Origin of the sequence: Streptomyces sp. NBC_00212, assembly GCF_045206365.1 — a bacterium.
Taxonomy (GTDB): Bacteria; Actinomycetota; Actinomycetes; order Streptomycetales; family Streptomycetaceae; genus Streptomyces.
Genome location: NZ_CP108115.1, coordinates 4,328,356 through 4,345,162 on the forward strand (window position 1 = coordinate 4,328,356; position 16,807 = coordinate 4,345,162).

The 16,807-nt window shown below is 67.9% G+C and carries 16 protein-coding genes; 5 read left to right on the forward strand and 11 right to left on the reverse strand.

The annotated features are described in order from the left end of the window. Positions 1-143: 143 nt before the first annotated feature. The 5 genes from OHA17_RS19875 to dnaB all read right to left on the reverse strand — a co-directional run bounded on the left by OHA17_RS19875 (position 144) and on the right by dnaB (position 4,764). Positions 144-815, reverse strand: coding sequence for a class I SAM-dependent DNA methyltransferase (locus OHA17_RS19875; protein WP_406507706.1), 672 nt, complete (start codon positions 813-815; stop codon positions 144-146). 243 nt (positions 816-1,058) lie between these two features. Next, positions 1,059-1,508, reverse strand: a complete 450-nt coding sequence (locus tag OHA17_RS19880) for a DUF523 domain-containing protein (protein ID WP_406507707.1) — start codon at positions 1,506-1,508, stop codon at positions 1,059-1,061. Between the two features lie 132 nt (positions 1,509-1,640). Next, positions 1,641-2,363 carry a VOC family protein gene (locus OHA17_RS19885; protein WP_406507708.1) on the reverse strand — a complete coding sequence of 241 codons (723 nt, stop codon included), beginning with the start codon at positions 2,361-2,363 and terminating at the stop codon, positions 1,641-1,643. A 122-nt stretch (positions 2,364-2,485) separates the two neighbouring features. After that, positions 2,486-3,103: a TOPRIM nucleotidyl transferase/hydrolase domain-containing protein gene (locus OHA17_RS19890; RefSeq protein WP_406507709.1), complete on the reverse strand. Its 618-nt coding sequence runs from the start codon at positions 3,101-3,103 to the stop codon at positions 2,486-2,488. Positions 3,104-3,270: 167 nt separating this feature from the next. Further along, positions 3,271-4,764, reverse strand: coding sequence for a replicative DNA helicase (dnaB, locus tag OHA17_RS19895; RefSeq protein ID WP_406507710.1), 1,494 nt, complete (start codon positions 4,762-4,764; stop codon positions 3,271-3,273). Between the two features lie 423 nt (positions 4,765-5,187). On the opposite strand from dnaB, the gene OHA17_RS19900 reads away from it, so the two are divergent. Further along, complete coding sequence (locus OHA17_RS19900) at positions 5,188-6,537, forward strand: MATE family efflux transporter (protein ID WP_406507711.1); 1,350 nt, start codon at positions 5,188-5,190, stop codon at positions 6,535-6,537. A 135-nt stretch (positions 6,538-6,672) separates the two neighbouring features. Here the strand turns inward: OHA17_RS19900 and rplI are convergent, their stop codons facing one another. The 4 genes from rplI to rpsF all read right to left on the reverse strand — a co-directional run bounded on the left by rplI (position 6,673) and on the right by rpsF (position 8,374). Further along, positions 6,673-7,119, reverse strand: a complete 447-nt coding sequence (gene rplI, locus OHA17_RS19905; RefSeq protein WP_053724699.1) for a 50S ribosomal protein L9 — start codon at positions 7,117-7,119, stop codon at positions 6,673-6,675. 18 nt (positions 7,120-7,137) lie between these two features. Further along, entirely contained in the window at positions 7,138-7,374 is a 237-nt protein-coding gene (gene rpsR / locus OHA17_RS19910; RefSeq protein ID WP_005315025.1) for a 30S ribosomal protein S18, read from the reverse strand. Positions 7,375-7,418: 44 nt separating this feature from the next. Further along, positions 7,419-8,009: a single-stranded DNA-binding protein gene (ssb, locus tag OHA17_RS19915; RefSeq protein ID WP_398874327.1), complete on the reverse strand. Its 591-nt coding sequence runs from the start codon at positions 8,007-8,009 to the stop codon at positions 7,419-7,421. A gap of 74 nt (positions 8,010-8,083) precedes the next feature. Continuing rightward, positions 8,084-8,374: a 30S ribosomal protein S6 gene (gene rpsF, locus OHA17_RS19920; protein WP_053724701.1), complete on the reverse strand. Its 291-nt coding sequence runs from the start codon at positions 8,372-8,374 to the stop codon at positions 8,084-8,086. Positions 8,375-8,639: 265 nt separating this feature from the next. On the opposite strand from rpsF, the gene OHA17_RS19925 reads away from it, so the two are divergent. The 3 genes from OHA17_RS19925 to OHA17_RS19935 all read left to right on the forward strand — a co-directional run bounded on the left by OHA17_RS19925 (position 8,640) and on the right by OHA17_RS19935 (position 11,335). Beyond that, entirely contained in the window at positions 8,640-8,957 is a 318-nt protein-coding gene (locus OHA17_RS19925; RefSeq protein ID WP_406507712.1) for a hypothetical protein, read from the forward strand. A gap of 161 nt (positions 8,958-9,118) precedes the next feature. After that, positions 9,119-10,237 (forward strand): peptidoglycan bridge formation glycyltransferase FemA/FemB family protein, encoded by a 1,119-nt coding sequence (locus tag OHA17_RS19930; RefSeq protein ID WP_053724703.1) that lies wholly within the window; start codon positions 9,119-9,121, stop codon positions 10,235-10,237. A 66-nt stretch (positions 10,238-10,303) separates the two neighbouring features. Next, entirely contained in the window at positions 10,304-11,335 is a 1,032-nt protein-coding gene (locus OHA17_RS19935) for an alanine racemase (RefSeq protein ID WP_398874333.1), read from the forward strand. A gap of 91 nt (positions 11,336-11,426) precedes the next feature. On the opposite strand, the gene OHA17_RS19940 is transcribed toward OHA17_RS19935, so the two are convergent. Both OHA17_RS19940 and OHA17_RS19945 read right to left on the reverse strand, forming a co-directional pair. Beyond that, positions 11,427-12,935, reverse strand: a complete 1,509-nt coding sequence (locus OHA17_RS19940; protein WP_406507713.1) for a glycosyltransferase family 87 protein — start codon at positions 12,933-12,935, stop codon at positions 11,427-11,429. Between the two features lie 132 nt (positions 12,936-13,067). Continuing rightward, on the reverse strand, positions 13,068-15,743 hold the full coding sequence (locus OHA17_RS19945; RefSeq protein ID WP_406507714.1) for a transglycosylase domain-containing protein: 2,676 nt from the start codon (positions 15,741-15,743) through the stop codon (positions 13,068-13,070). A 375-nt stretch (positions 15,744-16,118) separates the two neighbouring features. Here OHA17_RS19945 and OHA17_RS19950 point away from each other — a divergent pair, with 375 nt between their 5' ends. Beyond that, a complete protein-coding gene (locus OHA17_RS19950; protein ID WP_053724706.1) occupies positions 16,119-16,802 on the forward strand; it encodes a PadR family transcriptional regulator in 684 nt (227 codons plus the stop codon). The last annotated feature ends 5 nt before the right edge of the window (positions 16,803-16,807 follow it).

The following is a 16,807-nucleotide window of genomic DNA, read 5'->3' on the forward strand; positions in this document are numbered from 1 at the left end:
AGGTCTAGCCGCGCGCCCGCGTCCAGTCGACCTCTTTTCGCTGGAGTCGACCTCTCTGGCTCATCGCCTCCCTCGATCCGGAACATATGGAGCTGACGTGGGCAAGCTCGCCGAAACCCAGGGGCAGTTGATGGAGCGGGATGTCAGTGGCCGACTGCCCTCCGCCGACTGTCGGTCCGGCGACGCGCGAAGAGAATCCCCCCGAGCGGGCTCTCGGCCGAGCTGAGCGTCATCTGCGCCTCTACCGTGAAGCCCGCGCCATCGAGCCAGGCGGACACTTGGGCCGGCTGACGTCGATGCACGTGGACCTTCATCGCGTGGCCCCCATAACCCTGCGTCTTCAGCCGCGACTCGTCCCCGACGTGAAAGCTGAGCAGCACCAAGCCCCCCGGCCGCACCACCCGCTGGAAGTGGGCAAGGACCGGCCCGACCTCCTCGTCGGGAATGTGGATCAGCGAGTACCACGCCACCAGGCCCGCCACCGAGGCGTCGGCCAGCTCCAGATCCGTCATGGAACCGACCTCGAACCGCAGGCCGGGATGCTCACGCCGGGCCGTCTCGACCATCGCGGGCGACAGGTCGATCCCGAACGCGTCCATGCCGAGACCTCGTAGATGGGCCGTGATCCGCCCCGGCCCGCACCCCACGTCCGCGACGGGGCCCCCGCCAGTGGCTCGCACAAGCTCGGAGAACAGTGCCAGGACCGAGCGTTCGTAGGGCGTTTCATCCAAGAGGTCCCGCAACTGGTCCGCATAGCTGGCGGCGACGGTGTCGTAGGACGTGCGGGTGTCGGCCAGCCAGCCTTCGGTGCTCATGCCCGGAGACGGTAGTTCACCGGCCGAGGCCGGTGAACCCGCCTGCGGCAGCTACGTTCCGAGCGGAGTCGACTGCCGTCCCGGTGCAGGTCCACGACCTCATGAGCACGGGGTCCTGCGGGGATGTCGGACTCCGCGCTCGCTGAGCGTGGCGGCAAAGGGCGGGCATCCACAGGAAACCACCACCCTCGATGCTGCTCACGGTCGTGGCCGGTTGAGGCAACCAGCCGCCTCGGGCTCGCTTCACACTCCGGGTGCGGGCCGCACTGCGATCCCGTTCCGCTCGAACAGCGCCGCCGTCACCCCGTCCCCCGGCACCAACTCCCCGGCGAATGACCCGTCGTAGACCACACCTCGTCCGCACGACGGACTGCGCGGCATCAACAGCGCCTCCGTGCAGCCTCCGTGCCGTGCCGCCGCCAGTGCGCGCCGTGCTCCGTCCACGAACTCCGCGGTCACGTCACGTCCCGTGTCCTCAACGACCCGCACCGTCCCGTCGAGCACATCGTGCCCGTCGCCGCCCACCAGCTCCGCGGGCCGGCGCGGTGTCGCGAGCCCGCCGGCCACCTCTGGGCAGAAGGAGACGACTTCGCGACCCGCCACTGCCTCCTCAATGCCCGAAGACGCCTTGTGCTGCCCGTCGAAGCGGCATGGCACCCCACGCAGACACGCGCTGACCAGGATTGCTTCCATTCCGCCAGGCTAGCCACAGCCGGCACCACGGACCGTCGCCCATGCTCACAGTCATCCGGATCTGCTCGTACAGGCCTGTCGACAACCCTCGTGCTGCATCGAAGGTCCTGTCTTCATGCACCCCCCTGAGGCCTATCGGGATGTCAGCACGCAGAACTCGTGACCGTCGGGGTCGGCCATCACCACCCAGCCGACGTCCCCTTGGCCTATGTCGATGCGTCTTGCCCCGAGGGAGACGAGCCGATCGATCTCCGTCTGCTGGTCACTGCCGGCCGGTGGAGCGAGGTCGAAGTGCAACCGTTCCTTCCCTGCCTTCGACATCAGGGGTGGGCCACCCCACGTGACCTTCGGACCTCCGTGCGGTGAGCGGATCGCGGTCTCCTGGTCCTGGTCCCAGACCAGTGGCCAGCCCAGCGCTCGGCTCCAGAAATACCCGGTCTCCTGCGAACCATCGCCCGCCAGCGCTCCAATGAATCCACACTCGGCGAGGAAGCTGTTGCCCGGCTCGATGACACAGAACTCATTGCCCTCGGGGTCGGCGAGCACCACATGCCCCTCCTCCGGGCGTTGACCGATGTCGATGTGCCGGGCGCCGAGTCGGAGCGCCCTCTCCACCACCTGCTTCTGGTCGTCGAGGGACGTGCTCGTCAAATCGAAGTGCATGTGGTTCTGGCCTTTCTTCCGCTCGTGGGTCGGGAGGAAGCGAAGCCGGAACCCGGTGTCATCGCTGGGAAGCAGGGTGATTCCGTCGGAGGAGTCCTCAGCTGTCTCCCATCCGAGAAGGTCGGCCCAGAAGCGCGCGAGACGGAGCGGGTCGTGCGCATCGAAACAGAGTGCGCGCAGGCGAGAAGCCATCCGTAGGTCTCCCGGTAGGGGCAGGCGGCTCGTGCTGGAGACTGCCCAGCCGTTGCCACCCGGTCAACTGATGGGCGCCCGCGCTCGTGCGCCGACGAGCACGCTGGAAACGGCCCGCGGCCTCACAGGCTGGCGAGGAGGCCATCGAGCGGGGGCGGTGTCCGGTCCGGTGCGAGAGCCTCGACAAGAAGACGGCCGTAGCGGATCTTGCGGCCCTTCTTCGTGCCGAGGAAGCGCCGCATCTGCCGATGTCGGGGCCGGCCGCGCTGTGCGGGCTGACGCTGGAAGGGCTGCCAGGCACGGATGTCGCCCTCAGCGCGGAAGATCTCCTCGACTCCTGCCGTGCCGAGCGCGCGGATGAGTTCGTCCTCCAGATCCGCGGTGCATACGTAGATGTCCTGGAGCGGTGCCTGTGACCGCGTCAGGCCGCGCTCGTAGAAGCCCCTTTCGCCCTCGTCGCACAGTCCTGTCAGGCGCAGACCGAGGCCGGGCGGCCCGAGGAGCCCGGCATAGCGGCCGACGCCCATCGCCCCGCCCATCGGCACGACACACACCCCCTCGGCGGCCAGGTCCCGGCCACGCCGTGCGGCCAGCGCCTCGACGGCCGCGAGATCGCTCAGCCCTTCCAACAGCACCGCGGTCCGTGCGCCAAGGCTCTCCGCCAGATCGCGCGCCGCCCCCTCGGGACCGCCGGTCGCCCAGTTGTCGACCGCGGCCTGGAACGCCCTCATGTCCGCCATGGGCCGAGTCTGCAACGTCCGCCGGTGGCACGGCACCGGATTATTCAACGGCCTCAGGAGCCCTCAGGAGCTGCGCCGCCGAACACTCGGCCGTACCGGCGCGGCCACCGACGTACCCATCGGACCACCAACCCCGCGTTTCCACTGGAAACCTACGCGGAGGCCGATCAGGTCTGAGCCATGTCCACGAAGCGTGAGTAGTGGCCCTGGAAGGCGACGGTGATGGTCGCGGTCGGGCCGTTACGGTGCTTGGCCACGATCAGGTCCGCCTCGCCCGCGCGGGGCGACTCCTTCTCGTAGGCATCCTCACGGTGCAGCAGGATGACCATGTCCGCGTCCTGCTCGATGGAGCCGGATTCACGCAGGTCGGACACCATCGGCTTCTTGTCCGTGCGCTGCTCGGGGCCACGGTTCAGCTGCGAGAGCGCGATCACCGGGAGCTGAAGCTCCTTGGCGAGGAGCTTCAGGTTTCGTGACATGTCCGAGACTTCCTGCTGACGGCTCTCGGCTCGCTTCGAACCGCCCGACTGCATCAGCTGCAGATAGTCGATGACGACGAGGCGGAGGTCGTTGCGCTGCTTCAGACGCCGGCACTTGGCGCGGATTTCCATCATCGACAGGTTTGGGGAGTCGTCGATGTAGAGCGGCGCCTGGGAGACATCGGGCATGCGGCGGGCCAGGCGCGTCCAGTCTTCGTCGGTCATGGTGCCGGAGCGCATGTGATGGAGCGCGACCCGGGCCTCGGCCGACAGCAGACGCATCGCGATCTCGTTGCGCCCCATTTCGAGCGAGAAGATCACGCTGGGCAGGTTGTGCTTGATCGAACAGGCCCGCGCGAAGTCCAGCGCCAGCGTGGACTTACCCATCGCGGGACGGGCGGCGATGACGACCATCTGGCCGGGGTGCAGCCCGTTGGTGAGCGAGTCGAAGTCGGTGAACCCGGTGGGCACTCCGGTCATCTCGCCACTGCGCGAGCCGATCGCCTCGATCTCGTCGAGCGCGCCCTCCATGATGTCGCCTAGCGGCAGGTAGTCCTCGCTGGTGCGCTGCTCGGTGACCGCGTAGATCTCGGCCTGCGCGGAGTTGACGATGTCGTCGACGTCGCCGTCCGCCGCGTATCCCATCTGCGTGATCTTGGTGCCCGCCTCGACGAGCCTGCGGAGCACCGCCCGCTCGTGGACGATCTCCGCGTAGTACGAGGCGTTGGCCGCCGTCGGCACCGACTGGACCAACGTGTGCAGATACGAGGCGCCGCCGACGCGGGTGATCTCGCCGCGCTTGACCAGCTCGGCGGCGACCGTGATGGGGTCGGCGGGCTCGCCCTTGGCATAGAGGTCGAGGATCGCCGTGTAGACGGTCTCGTGGGCGGGCTTGTAGAAGTCGTGGCCCTTGATGATCTCCACGACGTCCGCGATGGCGTCCTTGGAGAGCAGCATGCCGCCGAGGACGGACTGCTCGGCGTCGATGTCCTGGGGGGGCACTCGCTCGAAGCTGGAGGACCCGCCGTCCCAGTCGTCCTGGCCCCGGTCGTGCTGGTCGTCACGGCCCCTGCCACGACCACGGCCTCGGCCCTCGCTGTCGCCGCGCTGGCGGGAAACAGGCAGACGGTCACTTGGACCGGTCTCGGCCCAGGGCTCGTCCAACGGCTCGGGAATGCTCACCGGGCCACCTCCTCCCGTCCGCTCCGCGGACCTAGCCGTGCCACTCTTTCTACGGCACGACGCTGACAAATCGAGAAGCCCGACTCCGGTTCCGGCGCGTCGGGCGCCGGACCACGTTAGGCCCGCGAGCGGCGTCAGCCAATCTGGTTATCCACAGGGCATGTGGACGAACGACCGGATGCTGTGGAGAAGTCTCCGGAACCTGTGCACGGACCGGGGGACAGCACTGTGGACAAAGTCATAGCCGCCCGCCGCCGACCACTCTGACCTGCGCTTTCTCCATCCACCGGCTGTGGGGGCGAAAAACTTTCCCGACTGGCTCAAGATCTTGGCAAACGGCGCGCGCAAGAACCGGACCCCACCTCCGAGGTAAGGATCACAGATGCATTGCGTCCATTACCTGTGGAAGATTAGATTGACCCCATGAAACAGGCCCCCGCGGCGCCGGAGAACGACCGGCGGGCTTCCCGGCGCCGACACGATCGCGAGATCGTGTCCCTCGCCGTTCCCGCTTTCGGCGCCCTCGTCGCCGAGCCGCTTTTCGTGATGGCCGACAGCGCGATCGTGGGCCACCTCGGCACCCCGCAACTGGCCGGTTTGGGTATTGCCGCCCCCTTGCTCACCACCGCCGTGAGCATCTTCGTCTTCCTCGCGTACGCCACTACCGCCGCCGTCTCCCGCCGGGTCGGCGCCGGCGATCTGCGGGCCGCGATCCGCCAAGGCATGGACGGCATCTGGCTCGCCCTGCTCCTGGGCGCCGCAGTCGTCGCCGCCGTACTACCCGCCGCTCCCTGGCTGGTCGGCCTCTTCGGCGCCTCGGACACCGCGGCCCCGTACGCCATTACCTATCTCCGCATCTCCGCCCTCGGCATTCCCGCCATGCTCGTCGTGCTCGCCTCGACCGGTGTACTGCGCGGCCTCCAGAACACCAGGACGCCCCTGTACGTCGCCATGGGCGGCTTCGCAGCCAACGGCGTGCTCAACCTCGGCCTTGTCTACGGCGCAGGGCTCGGCATCGCCGGGTCGGCATGGGGCACCGTCATCGCCCAGTTCGGCATGGCCGCCGTCTATCTCACCGTGGTCGTGCGCGGGGCCCGACGGCACGGCGCCTCTCTGCGGCCGGACACCGCGGGCATCCGGAACAGCGCACAGGCGGGCGTACCGCTCCTGGTCCGTACGCTTTCGCTGCGAGCCGTCCTGATGATCGCCACCGCAGTCGCTGCCCGCCTCGGTGACGTCGACATCGCCGCTCATCAGATCATCCTGTCCCTGTGGAATCTGATGGCCTTCGCCCTCGACGCGATCGCCATCGCGGGGCAGGCGATCATCGGCCGCTATCTGGGCGCCGGCGACGCAAGGGGCGCCAAGCAGGCCTGCCGCCGCATGGTGGAGTGGGGCGTCGCCTTCGGAGTACTGCTCGGCCTGCTCGTGGTGGCGGCCCGCCCGCTCTTCATCCCACTCTTCACCAGCGACCGGACCGTCCAGAGCACCCTGCTGCCGACTCTGCTCGTCGTCGCCCTCATCCAGCCGGTCGCCGGCGTCGTCTTCGTGCTCGACGGCGTGCTGATGGGCGCGGGTGACGGCCCCTATCTGGCCCGGGCCATGCTGCTGACCCTGGTCGTCTTCGCCCCGGTAGCGCTCCTCGTGCCGACCTTCGGCGGCGGGCTGACCACACTATGGTGGGCCATGGCTCTGATGATGACGGTCCGCATGCTGACCCTCGGCTGGCGGGCCCGCTCCGGACGTTGGCTGGTCACCGGCGCGACGCGCTGACCCCGAGGCCCGTGAAACGGCCGACATGACGTTTCACGTGAAACGCAGTCCTCGGCTCTCTCCGTTTCACGTGAAACACAGCGGAAAGGACCGCACCCCGAGAGATACGGCCCTTTCTGCTGTGCTGTGCAGCGCTTAGGCGGCGATGACCTCGACGCCAAGCTTCGCGACAACGTCGGCGTGCAGACGCACGGACACCTGGTGAGCACCCAGGGTCTTGATCGGCGCACCGAGCTCGACGCGGCGCTTGTCCACGTCCGGGCCACCGGCAGCCTTGATCGCCGCAGCGACGTCGGCCTGGGTGACGGAGCCGAAGAGACGGCCGGCGTCGCCGGAGCGAACAGCCAGACGAACCTTCACGCCCTCGAGCCGGGCCTTGACCTCGTTGGCCTGCTCGATGGTCGCGATCTCGTGGATCTTGCGCGCACGACGGATCTGCGCGACGTCCTTCTCGCCACCCTTGGTCCAGCGGATCGCGAAACCACGCGGGACCAGGTAGTTGCGAGCGTAGCCGTCCTTGACGTCAACGACGTCGCCGGCAGTGCCGAGGCCAGAGACCTCGTGGGTGAGGATGATCTTCATTTTTCGGTCACCCTTCCCTTATCGCGCGGTGGACGTGTAGGGCAGCAGCGCCATCTCACGGCTGTTCTTGACGGCCGTGGCGACGTCACGCTGGTGCTGCGTGCAGTTGCCGGTCACGCGGCGGGCACGGATCTTGCCGCGGTCGGAAATGAACTTCCGCAGCATGTTCGTGTCCTTGTAGTCCACGTAAGCGGTCTTGTCCTTGCAGAAAGCGCAGACCTTCTTCTTAGGCTTGCGCACAGGCGGCTTCGCCATGGTGTTTCTCCTGTGTGATCAAGAAGTGGGGGTTACGAGCTGCCCTAGAAGGGCGGCTCGTCCGAGTAGCCGCCGCCGGAGCTTCCGCCCCAGCCGCCACCGCCGCCGTTGCCACCCTGCGGCTGTCCGCCACCGGTCGGCGCGCTGGAGGCCCAGGGGTCGTCGGCGGGAGCACCGCCGCCGGCCTGCTGGCCACCGCTGGGGGCTCCGCCCCAGTTGCCGCCGCCCTGCTGCTGACCGCCGCCGCCGTACCCACCCTGGCCACCGCGACCCGTGGTCTTGGTGACCTTGGCCGTGGCGTTCTTGAGGCTGGGGCCGACTTCCTCGACGTCCAGCTCGTAGACCGTGCGCTTGACGCCCTCGCGGTCCTCGTACGACCGCTGCTTCAGCCGGCCCTGCACGACGACGCGCATGCCTCGCTGGAGCGACTCGGCGACGTTCTCCGCCGCTTGACGCCAGACCGAGCAGGTCAGGAACAGGCCTTCGCCGTCCTTCCACTCATTGGTCTGACGGTCGAAGGTGCGGGGAGTCGACGCGACACGGAACTTCGCGACGGCCGCACCCGAGGGGGTGAAGCGCAGCTCGGGGTCGTCGACGAGATTGCCGACGACCGTGATGACGGTCTCGCCTGCCATGGATGAACCTCTCGGCGGGGATTGCTGCTGGCTGCTGTGTTGCTACTCGGACCCGATTACCTCTGAGCGGAAGCTCAGTGGGTCTCGGGACGGAGGACCTTGGTCCGGAGGACCGACTCGTTCAGGTTCATCTGACGGTCGAGCTCCTTGACGACCGCAGGCTCGGCCTGAAGGTCGATGACCGTGTAGATGCCCTCGGGCTTCTTCTTGATCTCGTAGGCGAGACGACGACGGCCCCAGGTGTCGACCTTCTCAACCTTTCCGTTGCCCTCGCGGACGACGGAGAGGAAGTTCTCGATCAGGGGAGAGACAGCGCGCTCCTCCAGATCGGGGTCGAGGATGACCATCACCTCGTAGTGACGCATGTGGAACCCACCTCCTTTGGACTCAGCGGCCACGGTCGTTCCGTGGCAGGAGGGTCGTGATGCGTAAGCAACGGTATCGGCCCCCACTGACAATCCCCCTCCGAGAGGAGCGGGACGGCATGCGGGCACGGCTGACACCGGTGCAGACCGTCCAGAGTACCTGTTGACCCGCTTCCGGTTGAAATCCAGTGGGCAGGGGACGCAATCTGTACACATCGGGTGTGTGCGGCGTCACCCTTCGCCGCCTTCCGCCAGGAGGTGCCCCATGGCACAAGCAGTGCGACCGAATGCCCCCGTCTCCCTCTTCGCCACCGACGGCAAGCCCCATCCCCTCCAGGACGCGTTCGCGGCCGTCACGGTCGTCCTGGGCGTGCTGGCCTTCACCACGGCCTGGTTCTACAACCTCCACCTGGTCAGCTCGTGGGCCGGCCTCGTCGGCATCGTCACGGGCGCGTACGGCCAGTTCATCTCGGCGACGACGCGAGAACGATTCCTGTTGATCCTCGGCCTCGGCGCATCCGCTGTCGGGTTCTTCCTCGGCATGGCCCACGGCGGGCTCTTCGGCGGTGTCGTCGGCGGCTGACCGCCGCGCGGCACCCGCCACCACCGGATGGCCGTACGGCCCATCGCCGTACGGCCCATCGCCGTACGGCCATCCGGGGCGCTCCTGTGGCCCAGTAGGCTTCGGCACGAGAGCCGGAGCCCCTGTACCCATGGGGACACACCTGCCGAGGAGCGCCCCGCATGAGCCTGACCCTGAGGACCATCAGCCGTGAGCAGCATCTGGCGTACATCCAGAGCCTGCCCTCGGCGAGCCACTGCCAGGTCCCGGCGTGGGCTGACGTGAAGACGGAATGGCGTTCGGAGAGCCTCGGCTGGTTCGACAAGAACGGCGAGCTCGTCGGCGCCGGTCTGGTCCTCTACCGCCAGCTCCCCAAGGTCAAGCGCTACTTGGCGTACCTGCCCGAGGGCCCGGTCATCAACTGGTACGCGCCCAACCTGGACGAGTGGCTGAAGCCGATGCTCGCGCACCTCAAGCAGCAGGGCGCGTTCTCGGTGAAGATGGGCCCGCCGGTCGTCATCCGTCGCTGGGACTCGACGGCCATCAAGTCCGGTATCCAGGACCCCGATGTGAAGCGCCTGCGCGATGTCGAAGCCACCCACATCGAGCCGCGTGCCTTCGAAGTCGCCGACCGGCTGCGGAAGATGGGCTGGCAGCAGGGCGAGGACGGCGGTGCCGGCTTCGGCGACGTCCAGCCGCGCTACGTCTTCCAGGTGCCACTGGCCAACCGCTCGCTGGACGACGTCCTCAAGGGCTTCAACCAGCTGTGGCGCCGCAACATCAAGAAGGCCGAGAAGGCCGGCGTCGAGGTCGTCCAGGGCGGCTACGAGGACCTCGCCGAGTGGCAGCGCCTGTACGAGATCACCGCGGTGCGCGACCACTTCCGGCCGCGTCCCCTGTCGTACTTCCAGCGCATGTGGACGGTCCTCAACTCCGAGGACCCCAACCGGATGCGGCTCTACTTCGCGCGCCACAACGGGGTGAACCTGTCGGCCGCGACGATGCTCGTCGTCGGTGGCCACGTTTGGTACTCCTACGGCGCCTCCGACAACATCGGCCGCGAGGTGCGGCCCTCCAACGCGATGCAGTGGCGGATGCTCCGCGACGCCTACGCGATGGGCGCGACGGTCTACGACCTGCGCGGCATCTCCGACTCCCTGGACGAGACCGACCACCTCTTCGGCCTCATCCAGTTCAAGGTGGGCACCGGCGGTGAGGCGGCCGAGTACCTCGGCGAGTGGGACTTCCCGCTCAACAAGCTGCTCCACAAGGCGCTGGACATGTATATGTCGCGCCGCTGACCGCTTGCGTAACCTCGTTCCTCGTACCTCCGACACATCGCAGCCATCAGAAAGGTCCGGACGGCCATGGCGCTCACCCTCTATGTCGACTCCGCTCGCTGGCGGGCGCACCAGAAGTCCGTGATCGACCAGTTCCCGGGCATCGTCCCGGTCTGCAAGGGCAACGGCTACGGCTTCGGCCACGAACGGCTCTCGGACGAGGTGTCCCGCTTCGGCTCGGACATCCTCGCGGTCGGCACCACGTATGAAGCCGCCAGCATCAAGGACTGGTTCAGCGGCGACCTGCTCGTCCTGACGCCGTTCCGGCGCGGCGAGGAGCCGGTTCCGCTGCCCGACCGTGTCATCCGCTCGGTCTCCTCGGTGGATGGCGTGCACGCCCTGGTGGGCGCCCGCGTGGTCATCGAGTGCATGAGCTCGATGAAGCGTCACGGCGTGAAGGAGGAGGAGCTCGGCATGCTCCGCTCCGCCATCGAGGACGTACGGCTCGAAGGCTTTGCGCTGCACCTTCCGCTGGACCGCACCGACGGCTCGGACGCCGTCGAGGAGGTCATCGCGTGGATGGACCGGCTGCGCGCGGCCCGGCTGCCGCTGCACACCATGTTCGTCAGCCATCTGCGCGCCGAGGAGCAGGCCCGGCTGCAGCAGCAGTTCCCGCAGACCCGTTTCCGGGCCCGCATCGGTACGCGGCTGTGGCTCGGCGACCACGAGGCGACCGAGTACCGCGGCTCCGTCCTCGACGTCACCCGGGTCACCAAGGGCGACCGGTTCGGATACCGCCAGCAGAAGGTCGCCTCGGACGGCTGGCTGGTCGTGGTCGCCGGCGGCACCTCGCACGGAGTGGGCCTGGAGGCCCCCAAGGCCCTGCACGGCGTGATGCCGCGGGCCAAGGGCGTCGCCCGCGCGGGGCTAGCCACCGTCAACCGCAACCTGTCGCCGTTCGTCTGGGCGGGCAAGCAGCGCTGGTTCGCGGAGCCGCCGCACATGCAGGTGTCGATCCTGTTCGTGCCGTCGGACTCCCAGGAGCCGCACGTGGGCGACGAGTTGGTGGCCCACCTGCGCCACACCACCACGCAGTTCGACCGCCTGGTCGAGCGCTAGGCAGGACCGCCCCCGGGGCGCTCAGGACATCGGGCCCCTGGCCGACGACAGCCGCCGTCAGCCAGGGGCCCGAGCCTTTCTACGCGCTTCTCTAGGACGCCGGGGTTCTCGTGCCCCACTCGACCCGCGGCCCCTCTTCGAGCGTCGCCGCGTGCCGCGGGGGATGTGCCGCCTGGCCCAGCACGAACACGTCCTCGGCCCGGTCCAGAACCCCGCCCGACGGGTCGTCCGAGCCGTCCCGCCGTACGACGTCCCGGTCCGGCAACAGGATGTCGCGCACCACGACGGCGCACAGGTACAGGGTGGTCAACAGGTGTGCGGCGATGGCCAGTTGATAGCCCTCTGGCGGCAGGCCCTGGTGCTTCTCGCCGCTCATCGTGTAGGCGAGGTACAGCCAGATCCCCAGGAAGTAGACGACCTCGCCGGCCTGCCAGATCAGGAAATCCCGCCAGCGCGGCCTGGCGAGCGCGGCCAGCGGGACGAGCCACAGGACGTACTGCGGCGAGTAGACCTTGTTGGTGATGATGAACGCGGCAACGACCAGGAAGGCAAGTTGCGCGAAGCGCGGGCGGCGCGGTGCGGTGAGCGTGAGCACCGTGATTCCCGCGCAGGCGAGGACCATGAGGAGCGCGGCAAGGGTGTTCACCATGTCGGTGTCCAGGCCCTTGCCCGTACGCTGCGAAATGATCAGCCAGAACGAGCCGAAGTCGACGGACCGCTCCTGGCTGAAGGTGTAGAACTTCTTCCACCCCTCGGGCGCGAGCATCATCACCGGCAGGTTCACGACCAGCCAGGCACCGGCGGCGCCCAGCACCGCGGCCCCGAATTCCCGCCATTTCCCGGCCCGCCAGCACAGCACGAGCAGTGGCCCGAGGATCAGTACGGGGTAGAGCTTCGCAGCCGTCGCCAGGCCGATCAGGATGCCGAAGGCGAGCGTCCGGCCACGCGACCACATGAACATGGCGGCGGCGGTGAGCGCGACAGCGAACAGGTCCCAATTGATCGTGGCCGTGAGCGCGAAGGCGGGGGCCAGCGCGACGAGGAGGGCGTCCCAGGGCCGGCGGCGGTGCGTGCGCGCGACACAGACGGCGATGACGGCCGTGCAGGCCATCAGCATCCCCGCGTTGACCATCCAGTACATCTGCTCGCGGTGCTGCATGTCGCCGCTGCCCGGCGTCAGCCAGGAGGCGACCTCCATGAACAGGCCGGTCAGCACCGGGTACTCGAGATAGTTCATGTCGCCGTTGAGGCGGTCGAAGTACGGCACCAGATTGTCGGCGAAGCCGCGGAGCGAGTACAGGTGCGGGATGTCCGAGTAGCAGGCGTGCGTGTACTGCGAATTGGCGCCGCGGAACCAGGCCCAGTCGTAACACGGCAGCTTCTGGGCCATCCCGAGGGCGAACATCCCGATCGCGACGAGCACCACGATTCTGATCGGGGTGAGCCAGTGGTAGCTGGGCCTGGCCCAGCGGCCGAGCGGGCCGCCGATCAGTTCGCTGCCTGCCGCGGCGACCTCGTCCTGTTCCGTGGGGCGCACGACGGGTTCCGCGGAGTCTCCGCGCCGGTCCTCGTACACACGGGGGCTCGTCTCGCTCGTCATGCCCGACATCCTGCCGTACAGCGCTGTGGATACGGGGAGCGGCCGTGTTTCACGTGAAACGGAGACGCTGTTTCACGTGAAACGAGGGGTGGTGTTTCACGTGAAACACCACCCCTCGTCTTCAGTCGGCGTCTAGCCGTTGGGTCCTGCGATCCAGCCGCCAGGGCCATTACCGGGTTTCGATCTGCTGGGCGTCGGGCTGGGGCTCATCCCACCGTCCGCTCCGCCGGTCGTCGGTCCCTGATTGGTGCCACCCGTGTCGTTGCAGGTCCAGTCCCACTTGCTGCAGGAATTGCTGGGACTGGGGGACGGGGACATCGAGGGAGTGCTGGACGGCTTGCCGGAAGGGGTCGAAGAGGGCGAGGGGCTCGGGGACGGGGGCGCGCTGGGGGCGGGCGACATGCCGCCGCCGTAGACCTTGTCGCCGATCTTCTCGGGAGCCGGGAAGGACTCGGCAGGGGAGTCGCCGAGCGCCTGCTGCATGTAGTCGTGCCAGATGGTCGACGGGAACGACGCACCATGGATCTTCTCCTGGCCGCCCGTCCCGAACATCTTCAAGAACTCGCGCTTCTTGCTGGTCTCGTTGTCGTCGAGGCGGTACATGCCGACGGCGGTCGAGTACTGCGGGGTGTAACCGACGAACCACGCCGACCGGTTGCCGTCGGTGGTACCGGTCTTGCCCGCCACCTGACGCCCGCTGAGCTTCGCGTTCGTTCCGGTGCCCTTGTCGACCACGCCCTTCAGCACGTCCGTGACGTTGTTGGCCACAGCGGCGGGGAAGGCGCTCTTGGCCTGGTCCTCGTGCTTGTAGATCGTATTGCCGTTCTTCTTCACCAACGTCACGGAGAACGGGTCGCGCTGCGTGCCGCTGGCGGCGAAGGTGGCGTACGCACCGGCCATCCGGATCGCGCTGGGCGACGACGTACCGATGGAGAACGACGGCACGCTGGAGGAGGCCATGCTGGTCCTGCTGTCGCGCAGGCCCGCCGCCATGGCGGCCTGCTTCACCTTGTCGGTGCCTACGTCCATGCCGAGCTGGACATAGGGGGTGTTCACCGACTCCTGCATCGCGTAGCGGAGGTCAATGGCGTAGCTCGGCGGGTTGTACGACTCGTTGCCGTCGTTGGTCTGCAGCCACTCGCCGCCGTTCTGGTCCTTCCAGACGGTCCCGTCGTAGTTCTTGATCTTCAGCTTGTTCTTGCCGCTGTAGATGCTGTCCGGCGAGACGGGAGTGCGATCCGCGTCGCTCTGCGAGGCGGGCTTGTTCGGGTCGCGCTTTCCGTACTCCATGCCGGCCGCGAGGACGAACGGCTTGAAGGTCGAGCCGACCTGGGCACCGGTCTCGTCGGCATTGTTGGTGAAGTGCTTGGTCGCGTCGTCACCGCCGTAGATGGCCACGATGGCCCCGGTCTTCACATCCACCGAAGCGGCGCCGAACTGGACGAAAGTGTCCACATCGGGGCGCTTCTTCGGATCGATGTTCTTGTCCCGGACCTTCTTGACCACGCCCTCCATCTCCTGGACCTTCTTCTTGTCGAAGGTCGTGTAGATCTGGTAGCCGCCCTTGGCCATGTCGATGTCCGGGTTGTTGTTCTTCGCGGACGCCTGGGCGAGGGACACCAGGTAGCCGATCTGCCCGCCCAGATTGGCGTTCTTCTTCGGCTTGTCGGGCATCGGGAACATCTTGTACTTCGCGCGCTCGGCCGCGTCCATGTGCTTGTCCTTGACCTCTTGGTCGAGGATCCAGCCCCAGCGCTCCGTAGCGTTCTTGGTGTTCTGCTCGGCGGTGGCCGCCGGGTCGATCTCCGGGGCGCCGGCCGGGTCGAAGTAGGTCGCGCCCTTGAGGAGCGAGGCGAGGAAGGCGCACTGGCTCGGGTCGAGGTCCTTGGCGTCCTTGCTGTAATACGTACGGGCCGCGGCCTGGAGGCCGTAGGCGCCGCGGCCGTAGTACGCGGTGTTCAGGTACCCGGCCATGATTTCGCTCTTCGGCCTGGTCGCGCCGACCTTGATGGAGATGAAGAGCTCTTTGAACTTACGGGTGAGCGTCTGCGACTGGTCATCGAGACGGGCGTTCTTCACGTACTGCTGGGTGATGGTCGAGCCGCCCTGGGTCTGGCCGCCCTTGGCCATGTTCAGCAGGGCGCGGGCGATGCCCTGGGGGTCGACGCCGCTGTCGGTCTCGAACGTCTTGTTCTCGGCCGAGATGACGGCGTACCGCATCGCCGCCGGGATCTGCTCGTACTGGATGATCTGCCGGTTGACCTCACCGCCCGTGGCGACCATCTGGGAGCCGTCGGCCCAGTAGTAGACGTTGTTCTGGGCCGTCGCCGCGTCGGCCACGTTCGGGATGGCCACCATGTAGTACGCGGCCCCGATGAAGGCGACCAGCAGGCCGAGACAGCCCAGGCAGCAGGCGCTGACGAGCTTCCAGGACGGCACCCAGCGCCGCCAGCCCTGCTTGCCGAAGCGGGGGTAGTCGATGAACCGCTTCTTGGGCGGCCGGCCGCCTGCCGCGCCGCCCCGGCCCGCCCGGCGCCCCGGCCCGCCCGGAGGCCCCGCGCCGTCGGGGCCGCGCCTGCGGCCGCCTCCGCGCTGGGCCCGGCGGGCCTCGGCCCGGCCACCGTAGCCGGACTCCGCATGCGGGGCCGACGGCGATCCGTACGAACCGGACGGTGAGTGGGCCGAGGCGTCCGGGGATCCGGCCGCAGGCCGGGCCGCTCTGCGACCGGAGGGCTGCTGCGCGGCGCGCCGGGCCGCGGCACGTCCACCGCCCTGGGGCTGCGGCGGTTTGCGACGGTGCTCGCTCATCGAACGACTACTCCTCGGGCAGGCGAGAGCGCCTGGAAACGGCAGCTGATTTCCTGTCCCCCCGGCGTGCGCGGCTACCCCGTGAAGGGCACGGCCACGCCGCAGCCCGTGTGCCGATGGCGCTGGACACGCCGACGCCCCCTGACGTCACTCGGCACACAGTGATCTGCATGGCGCACAGACTACGCACGCGCAAAACCGCCCTAGGGCCGAAGTTCACCCCAAATCAGGCATGTTGCTGGCTATGAATTGAGGATGTGACGCCGTTCACCATGGCCCCTCTTGTCGCAGCTGCGACTCCGTTCTATCGTGCTGATGTATCGAGTCGATACATCAGCACGGCATAAAGGTCCCCGAAGGCCGAGGAGGCGAAGGATGAGCAGGCGCTCCGGCATCCTCGAATTCGCCGTACTCGGGCTGCTCCGCGAGGCTCCGATGCACGGTTACGAGCTGCGCAAGCGGCTCAACACCTCGCTGGGAATCTTCCGGGCCTTCAGTTACGGGACCCTCTATCCCTGCCTCAAGACGCTGGTCGCCAACGGCTGGTTGATCGAGGAGCCGGGCAGCGCTCCCGAGGACGCGGTCGCCGCTTCACTCGCAGGGCGCCGCGCCAAGATCGTCTACCGGTTGACGGCGGAAGGTAAGGAGCACTTCGAGGAGTTGCTCTCCCACACCGGCCCCGACACCTGGGAAGACGAGCACTTCGCCGCCCGTTTCGCCTTCTTCGGCCAGACGGAGCGGGAGGTGCGGATGCGCGTGCTGGAAGGTCGTCGCAGCCGCCTGGAGGAGCGCCTCGAAAAGATGCGCGCCTCCCTGGCCCGCACGCGCGAGCGTCTGGACGACTACACGCTCGAACTGCAGCGCCACGGTATGGAGTCCGTGGAGCGCGAAGTGCGCTGGCTGAACGAGCTCATCGAGAGCGAGCGGGCGGGACGGGATCAGCGATCCGGTCCCGCCACCGGCTCGGCTCAGCAGGACCACACATCAGGAGAGACGGGCGGCCTGCCCCGGCACCGGGACAGCACCCGGCCGGATCCGTCCGAGGACACCGCCAACTGAAGGCC